The organism is Actinomadura sp. BRA 177 (assembly GCF_013372625.1).
Taxonomy (GTDB): domain Bacteria; phylum Actinomycetota; class Actinomycetes; order Streptosporangiales; family Streptosporangiaceae; genus Spirillospora.
This window is the reverse complement of the sequence record NZ_JABXFD010000443.1, coordinates 1-7,417: the sequence shown is the minus strand read 5'-3', so window position 1 is coordinate 7,417 and position 7,417 is coordinate 1. Positions and strand designations below refer to the sequence as shown.

The window sequence follows — 7,417 nt, the reverse complement described above, 5'->3', positions numbered from 1 at the left end:
CGTCGATCTCGCGTACACGTACTCGTTCTGCCACCCGGACAGGGTGACGGCCACACGGCGCCGGGCACAGCCTCAAGACGGCGTGTCACATCACAACAGGGCGAACGTTGCCTGCTACGGCACTAGCCCATGGACCACGTGATCGTCGTCGACCTCGGCTTCGGGGACGCGGGCAAGGGCACGGTCGTAGACCACCTTTGCGCGTCGTCCCCGGTAGCCGCGGTCGTGCGGTTCAACGGCGGCGCGCAGGCCGCGCACAACGTCGTCACGCCGGACGGGCGGCACCACACGTTCGCCCAGTTCGGCTCGGGGACGTTCACGCCGGGCGTGCGGACGCACCTGTCGCGGCTCATGCTGGTCGACCCCCTCTCCCTCGCCACCGAGGCCGATCACCTGCGGGCGCTCGGCGTCGGTGACGCGCTCGACCGGCTCACCGTGGACGGCGACGCGCTGCTGACGACGCCGTACCACCGGGCCGCCAACCGCGCGCGGGAGTCGGCGCGCGGCGCGGCCCGGCACGGGTCGTGCGGCATGGGCATCGGCGAGACGGCGTCCTACGCGCTCGCGCTCGAGGACGCGCCACGCGCGGGCGACTGCCTGTCGCCCGCGCGGCTGCGGCGCCGGCTCGCCGCCGTCCGCGACTGGTACCGCGACGCGTTCCCCGGCGGCGAGGACGTCCCGGACGTCGACGCCTGCGCGGACGCCTTCACCGCGTTCGGTGAGCGGGTGCAGATCGTCGGCGGCGATCACCTGCGCGGCCTGCTGTGCGCCGGGACCGTGGTGTTCGAAGGGGCCCAGGGCGTCCTGCTGGACGAGTGGCACGGATTCCACCCGTACACGACCTGGTCGACGACGACGTTCGCCAATGCCGAGACGCTGCTGGCCGAGGCGGGCGCGTCGGCGACACGCCTGGGCGTGCTGCGCGCTTACGCGACCCGGCACGGCCCCGGCCCGTTCGTCACCGAGGACCCGGCGCTGACCGCCGATCTCCCCGACCGGCACAACGGCACGGGCCGCTGGCAGGGCGCGTTCCGGGTCGGCCACCTCGACGCCGTCGCGCTCCGCTACGCGCTGGACGCGGCGGGCGGCGCGGACGGCCTGGCGGTCACGCATCTGGACGTCGCAGGGGCACGTCCAGACCTGCGCGTCTGCCGGGCCTACGACCTGGACGGCGAGCGGACCGAGCGCCTGGAGGCCGGCCCGCCCGACCTGGACCGCCAGGCCGCGCTCACCCGCCGCCTGCTCCGCGCGCGGCCCGTCTACGCGCCGCTCGGTGACCCCGTGGCGACGGTCGAGGACGCGTTGGGGACGCCGGTCGTCCTGCGCTCGTACGGGCCGTCCTCGGCCGACAAGGAGGGTGACCACATTCGGACACCCATTGACCTCGGCCTCCGGTGAGACCAAGATCCCGCTGAACGCCGCGGATCTTCCGGAGGTGGACGTTGCGTCTCCCCCAGCGCACGCTGTCAGCCCTCGCGGCGGTCGCCGCGAGCGCCGCCCTGCTGGCCGCCCCGCCGCCGGCCGCGGCGGCCGACACCGGCGCGGGCTGCGATCCGATCGACCCGGCCGCCTGCCTGCTGCCGTTCCCGAGCGACTGGTACACGGTGGCGGACGGGGGCACGGCGACGGGCCGCCGCGTCCACATGCAGACGACGCTCAAGAACGCGCTGGGCATCCCGGTGTCGCCGGGCGAGTGGAACCGGTCCGACGGGTTCTCCCCCGGATCGCCGCTGCTGCTCCGCGTCCCGGGCGTCGATCCGACCCGCAGCGGCGCCGCGCCGATCACCGACATCGGCTCCTCGCTGGACGCCGACGCGCCGATCGTGATCGTGGACACCGCGACCGGCGAGCGCTGGCCGTACTGGGCGGAACTGGACGCGAACGCGCCCGATGACCGGAAGGCGCTGATCGTCCGTCCGGCGAAGAACTTCCGCGAAGGTCACCACTACGCGGTCGCGTTCCGCAACCTGCGCGACGCGTCCGGGAACCTGATCAGGCCGAACGCCGCGTTCGCCAAGATCCTCGGCGCTGATCTGCCGTCCGGCGACCCGCTGGCCAAGCGGCAGCGGGCGGAGAAGAAGGTCCTGGCGGCGCTCCAGGCGAACGGGGTGAGCCGCGACGGCCTCTACCTCGCGTGGGACTTCACCGTCGCGAGCAGGCAGAGCCTCGCCGGGCCGTACCTGCACCTGCGGGACGAGGCGCTCCGCAAGCTGGGCGACCGGTCGCCGTCGTTCCTCGTCACGCAGGTGACCAACGACGTGGACGACAAGATCGCCCGTGAGGTCAGGGGCGTCGTCTGGGCGCCCAGCTACCTCGACCAGTACGGCGGCCTGCCCGGATCGTCCCTGCACCGGGGCTGGGACGGGCAGCCGTCGCAGCTGCCGGGCAACTCCCAGGCCGTCCCGTTCCAGTGCGAGATCCCGAAGTCGGCGTTCACCGACCCGGCGCGTCCCGCCCTCTACGGGCACGGCCTCCTCGGCAGCGAAGGTGAGGTCGACGCGGGCAACGTCAAGTCCATGGCCGCCGAGCACGGCTTCATGTTCTGCGCGACCCGCTGGATCGGCATGTCCGAGGAGGACGTCCCGAACGTGATCACGGCGCTCGCCGACCTCACCCGCTTCCGGACGGTCGCCGACCGCCTCCAGCAGAGCCTGCTCAACTTCACCTTCCTCGGCCGCGCCATGACCCGCGGGTTCGCGGGCAACAAGGCGTTCCAGAACGACGCCGGCACATCGCTGATCGACCCGAAGGCGGAGCTGACCTACGACGGCAACAGCCAGGGCGGCATCATGGGCGGTGCCCTCACCGCCGTGTCCCCCGACATCCGGCGCGCCGTCCTCGGCGTCCCGGCGATGAACTACAGCACGCTGCTCAACCGCAGCGCCGACTTCCCCGAGTACGCGCAGGTCCTCGACCTGTTCTACCCGGACAAGCTGGACCAGCAGATCGGCATCGCGCTGATCCAGATGCTGTGGGACCGCGGCGAGGCCAACGGCTACGCCTGGCACATGACCGGCGACCCGCTGCCGAACACGCCGAAGCACCGGGTGCTGATGCACGTGGCGTTCGGCGACCACCAGGTGGCGCCCGTGGCCGCCGAGGTCGAGGCCCGCACAATCGGCGCGCACATCCACGCCCCGGCCGTCCGGCCGGGCCGCAACCCGGACAAGGTGCCCTACTGGGGCATCCCGACGTTCGGCTCGTCCTACGACGGCTCCGCCATGGTCGTCTGGGACAGCGGCTCCCCCGCCCCGCCGCTGACGAACACCCCGCCGACGCAGGGCCGCGACCCGCACTCCGATCCGCGCAACAACGCCGACGCCCGCCGCCAGAAGGCCACCTTCCTCAAGACCGGCACGGTCGTGGACGTGTGCGGAGGCGGACCCTGCGTCATCATCCCCTGACCCGCACCTGAGAAGATCGGACCATGCTCCAGGTCTGCCCGAACGGATCCCGGACCAAGGACGTACCCGTCACGCCGGAGGAGGTCGCCGCCGAGGTCCGCGCCGCCACGGACGTCGGCGCGGAGGACGCGCACCTGCACCCGAAGGACGACGCCGGCACCGACACCCTGGACGCGTTCCACGTCGCGGAGACGGTCACCGCCGTCCGCGCGACCACCCCGTCCATCCACGTCGGCATCACCACCGGCGCCTGGACGGCACCCGACCCCGGCGAGCGCGCCGCGCTGATCCGCTCCTGGACGGTCCTGCCCGACCACGCGTCGGTGAACTTCCACGAGAGCGGCGCCGAACTGGTCGCCGAAGCGCTGTTCGAGCGGGGCGTCGCGATCGAGGCGGGCCTGTTCTCCGGCACCGAGGCCGTCGAGCGGTTCCTGCACTGGCCGCACGCCCACCACGTGCTGCGGATCCTCGCCGAGGTCACCGACACCGACCCGGTGACCGCGCCCGGCACGGCCAAGGCACTGCTGCACGACATCGGCACCCGGCACGACCGGCCGATCCTGCTGCACGGCGAGGACGGCGGCGCCTGGCCGGTGCTGCGCCTCGCCGTCCGGCACAACCTGGACGTCCGGATCGGGCTGGAGGACACCCTCACGCTCCCGGACGGCTCCCCGGCCTGCGACAACGCCGCCCTGATCCAGACGGCCCGCGCGCTCCTCGCCCCTTAGCGGGTCAGGAGCGGGGGTTGTGCCCGGCGGAGTCCATGCGCGCCCAGTCGGCCTCCCACATCGCGTCGCGGTGCCGGTCGCAGCGGCGGCGGACCAGTGCGTACGCGAACAGCACGGGTATCGCGCAGCCGAGGACGGCGGCGGCGCCCGCGTAGACGGCGTCGGTCACCGTGCGGCTGTGCGGGCGGGGACGCACGGTCGGGTCACCGTGCTGGTCGATCCAGATCGTCCGGTGCGCGCCGACCTTGACGTTCTTCCAGCTCGGCAGCGTCCCGACGCGGGGCTCGCCGTTCCCGCCCGGCCACGTCGCCTGGACGGTCTCGTGGATGTAGCGGTCACCGGACGAGCCGATCCCGCCGGTCGAGGTGACGGTGGCCACCACCTGGTGCCGGTTCGCGTGCTCGGCCTGCTCCGCGCGGGTCCCGGCGTCGTAGGACCAGGACGAGGCCAGTGCCGCCAGCGGCGGCGCCGCGCCGAGCAGCAGCAGGAGCAGCCCGAGGGCGACCAGCCGCTGGACCCGGTCCACCCGGCGGCGCAGCCCGTTCCGCTCCAGGCCGAGCCGGCGGCGCAGCCGGACCAGCGGCATGCCTCCGCGACGGATGCCTGACCTGCGCATCTGCGTTCACCTCCCCGGGGAGCGCCCTCCCGGCAAGAGGCTCTTTAGCCTTCTTTACCGAGGATATTCCCGAGTTCGTTGATCGGCACATCGCCGCTGGCCGAATCATTTCCCGGATCGCGTCCTATATGCCGGGTTGATGACCGATTCAGGCCATCGTCCGGACTGTCCGCCTCCGGACTGCCGGTATCCCGCCGGGACCGGACCGCCAGCGCCAGCAGGGCCCCGAGCGCGCACATCCCGGCGGTGATCCAGAAGATCTCCTGGTACTCGGTGCGCAGCGCGTCCTGCAAGGCCGCGTTGTAGACCTTCATCTGCCGCGCGAACTCGTCCTTCGACATCAGGAACGGCAGCGGCGGCTGCAGATCGGCCGTCAGCGCGTGGAAACGGTAGAAACCCCACGCCGACAGCGCCGAGATGCCGAGCAGCATCCCCATCATCCGCGCCACCACCACCGCCGCCGACGCGACACCGTGCTGCGCCGCCGGGACGAACGCCAGCACCGCCGACGACACCGGCGCGATCACCAGGCCGAGACCGAGACCGGTCACCACGAGATCGACGTCCATCCGCGGGAGCGGCCCGTACGAGGCGTTCGCCAGATCCGCCGGCCAGCCCGCGATCAGCAGGTAGCCGCCGGCGGAGATCACCATGCCCGCCGCCATCGGCCACCGCTCCCCCACCCGCCGGGCGATCAGCCCGCCGGCCACCGCCGCGATGGGCAGCGCCACCAGGAACCGCGTCAGCAGCAGCGCACCCTCCGTGGTGTCCTTGTGCAGGACGGTCTGCGCCACCAGCACCACGTCCACCAGCGTCACCATCAGCGCCGCGCCCGACAGCAGGCTCACGCCGAGCGTCGCCAGCAGCGGCCCCCGCCGCACCCCCGACAGATCCAGCAGCCGCGTCCGCGACCTGACCTCCCACAGGACGAACACCGCCAGCACCACCGCGCCCGCGCCCAGCACCGGCAGCCCCCACGGCGGCAGCGCCGACTCCTCCGGCTCCGGGTTGTAGACCGCCGCGACCAGCAGCCCCAGGCCCAGCGCCAGCAGCAGGCCGCCGACCACGTCCACACCCGGCCGCGGCCCCTCCTTCCGCCCGCCCGGCACCGCCACCTGCACCGCCGCCATCGCCACCACCACCAGCGGCACGTTGATCCAGAAGATCGCCCGCCAATCCAGCACCGCCGCGACCCCCGCCCCGTACAGCGGGCCGAGCACACTCCCCAGCTCCTGCGCGGCTCCCACCGCGCCGAGCACCACCGGACGCTGCCGCTCCTCCCACAGATCCCCGGCCAGCGCCATCGTCACCGGCAGCAGCGCGCCGCCCGCGACACCCTGCACCACCCGCCCCGCCGTCAGCACCGGCACGCCCTGCGCCAGCGCCGTCACCACCGACCCCACCGCGAAGAACACCAGGCACGCCTGCAGCAGCGGACGCCGGCCGAACCGGTCCGACAACTGCCCCAGCAGCGGCATCGCCGCCACATAGCCCAGCAGGAACCCCGTCAGGACGGGCGTCACCCGCTCCAGCCGGTTGATCGGGATCCCGACGTCCTTCACCATCGGCACCAGGACCGTCGTCACCACATACGCGTCCAGCGCCGCTAGCAGCACCACCGCGCCGCCCGCCCCGATCGCGACCCGGCGCCGCTCCCTCACCCGCACCGCCCTACTTCGGCGCGCTGATCTTGTACGGGGCGTCGAACTCGGTGAACGAGATCACCACCGCGCCGCCCTTCGGGAACTGCCCGCGCACCTTCACCAGCCGGTGATCGGCCTTGTCCACCCACACCTGGCCGTCCATATCCTGGTTGATCCCCGGGATCAGCCCCGCGATCTGCGCCTTCGGCAGCTTCGCCCCCACCCGGTACGCGTCCTTGCCGCCCACCTTCTCCACCGCCTCCGGCTCCGGCGACTTCGCCGACGTCAGCAGCATCGGAATCCCCCGCTGCGGATCCAGCACCGCCGACGGGTCGTACACGCTCGCCGCCAGCGCCTTCGGCAGCTTCCGCCAGCCGCCCGTCCCCGCGTCCAGATAAATACTGTCCCCCAGCGCGACGACCTTCATCTCCACGTTCTGGCCCGACTGCTCGACCGTCAACGTCCCCTGCGCGTCCCCGCTCCGCAGCAGCTTCATATCGCCGCCCTTAACGATGACCGGCGTCTTCCCCTCCGACTCCAGCGAGAACCCGACGCTCTGCAACGCCCCCATCGCCTCCGCCGCCTGCCGCAGCGTCTGCGCGGCATCGAAATCCGCCTTCTTCCCGTCCCCTCCGCCATCACAGGCACCGGTGAACACCAGCGCCAGCAGAACGGGCACGAGAGCGAGCATGCGTCTGGACATACGCGGGACCCTACCGACCGGTCACCACGCCCGTCACTCGCCTCCTGGTATGACATCCCCCCGCCAAAAGGAGGACATCACAACGTCCGCGCACCCCCACCACCGCTAAGATTGCACCCGGCAAAACCCCCACCGTCACCGGGGGAACGGCCTCGGGGCGGTAGCTCAGCTGGTCAGAGCAGGAGACTCATAATCTCCCGGTCGCGGGTTCGAGTCCCGCCCGCCCTACACCGATGGCCGACGCATGTCCGCGGAAAGCGCGGACCTTGTCGCCTCCGGCATCCACCCGGGGGGCGACCCCCGGACCCCCGATGTGGTGGCTC

General features: G+C 72.5%; 6 protein-coding genes and 1 tRNA gene. 4 read left to right on the top strand and 3 right to left on the bottom strand.

Annotated features, from left to right (window positions below; translation table 11 throughout):
* The first annotated feature begins 129 nt into the window (after nt 1-129).
* From HUX53_RS26535 to HUX53_RS26525, 3 genes are read left to right on the top strand one after another with little or no spacing between them, the layout of a single operon-like run.
* On the top strand, nt 130-1,398 hold the full coding sequence (locus HUX53_RS26535; protein WP_176405945.1) for an adenylosuccinate synthetase: 1,269 nt from the start codon (nt 130-132) through the stop codon (nt 1,396-1,398).
* 44 nt (nt 1,399-1,442) lie between these two features.
* Nucleotides 1,443-3,404 (top strand): hypothetical protein, encoded by a 1,962-nt coding sequence (locus tag HUX53_RS26530; RefSeq protein ID WP_255205657.1) that lies wholly within the window; start codon nt 1,443-1,445, stop codon nt 3,402-3,404.
* Nucleotides 3,405-3,427: 23 nt separating this feature from the next.
* Complete coding sequence (locus HUX53_RS26525; protein WP_176405944.1) at nt 3,428-4,132, top strand: 3-keto-5-aminohexanoate cleavage protein; 705 nt, start codon at nt 3,428-3,430, stop codon at nt 4,130-4,132.
* Nucleotides 4,133-4,136: 4 nt separating this feature from the next.
* Here HUX53_RS26525 and HUX53_RS26520 read toward each other — a convergent pair whose 3' ends face one another.
* The 3 genes from HUX53_RS26520 to HUX53_RS26510 all read right to left on the bottom strand — a co-directional run bounded on the left by HUX53_RS26520 (nt 4,137) and on the right by HUX53_RS26510 (nt 7,094).
* Nucleotides 4,137-4,718, bottom strand: coding sequence for a hypothetical protein (locus HUX53_RS26520; RefSeq protein WP_176405943.1), 582 nt, complete (start codon nt 4,716-4,718; stop codon nt 4,137-4,139).
* Nucleotides 4,719-4,792: 74 nt separating this feature from the next.
* On the bottom strand, nt 4,793-6,409 hold the full coding sequence (locus HUX53_RS26515; RefSeq protein ID WP_176405942.1) for an MFS transporter: 1,617 nt from the start codon (nt 6,407-6,409) through the stop codon (nt 4,793-4,795).
* 10 nt (nt 6,410-6,419) lie between these two features.
* Complete coding sequence (locus tag HUX53_RS26510) at nt 6,420-7,094, bottom strand: LppX_LprAFG lipoprotein (protein ID WP_255205656.1); 675 nt, start codon at nt 7,092-7,094, stop codon at nt 6,420-6,422.
* Nucleotides 7,095-7,248: 154 nt separating this feature from the next.
* On the opposite strand from HUX53_RS26510, the gene HUX53_RS26505 reads away from it, so the two are divergent.
* Nucleotides 7,249-7,322 (top strand) — tRNA-Ile (locus tag HUX53_RS26505).
* The last annotated feature ends 95 nt before the right edge of the window (nt 7,323-7,417 follow it).

Coding starts and splice junctions, on each gene's coding strand:
- HUX53_RS26535 (WP_176405945.1), top strand. CDS start 130: ATGGACCACGTGATCGTCGTCGACCTCGGCTTCGGGGACGCGGGCAAG.
- HUX53_RS26525 (WP_176405944.1), top strand. CDS start 3,428: ATGCTCCAGGTCTGCCCGAACGGATCCCGGACCAAGGACGTACCCGTC.
- HUX53_RS26520 (WP_176405943.1), bottom strand. CDS start 4,718: ATGCCGCTGGTCCGGCTGCGCCGCCGGCTCGGCCTGGAGCGGAACGGG.
- HUX53_RS26510 (WP_255205656.1), bottom strand. CDS start 7,094: ATGTCCAGACGCATGCTCGCTCTCGTGCCCGTTCTGCTGGCGCTGGTG.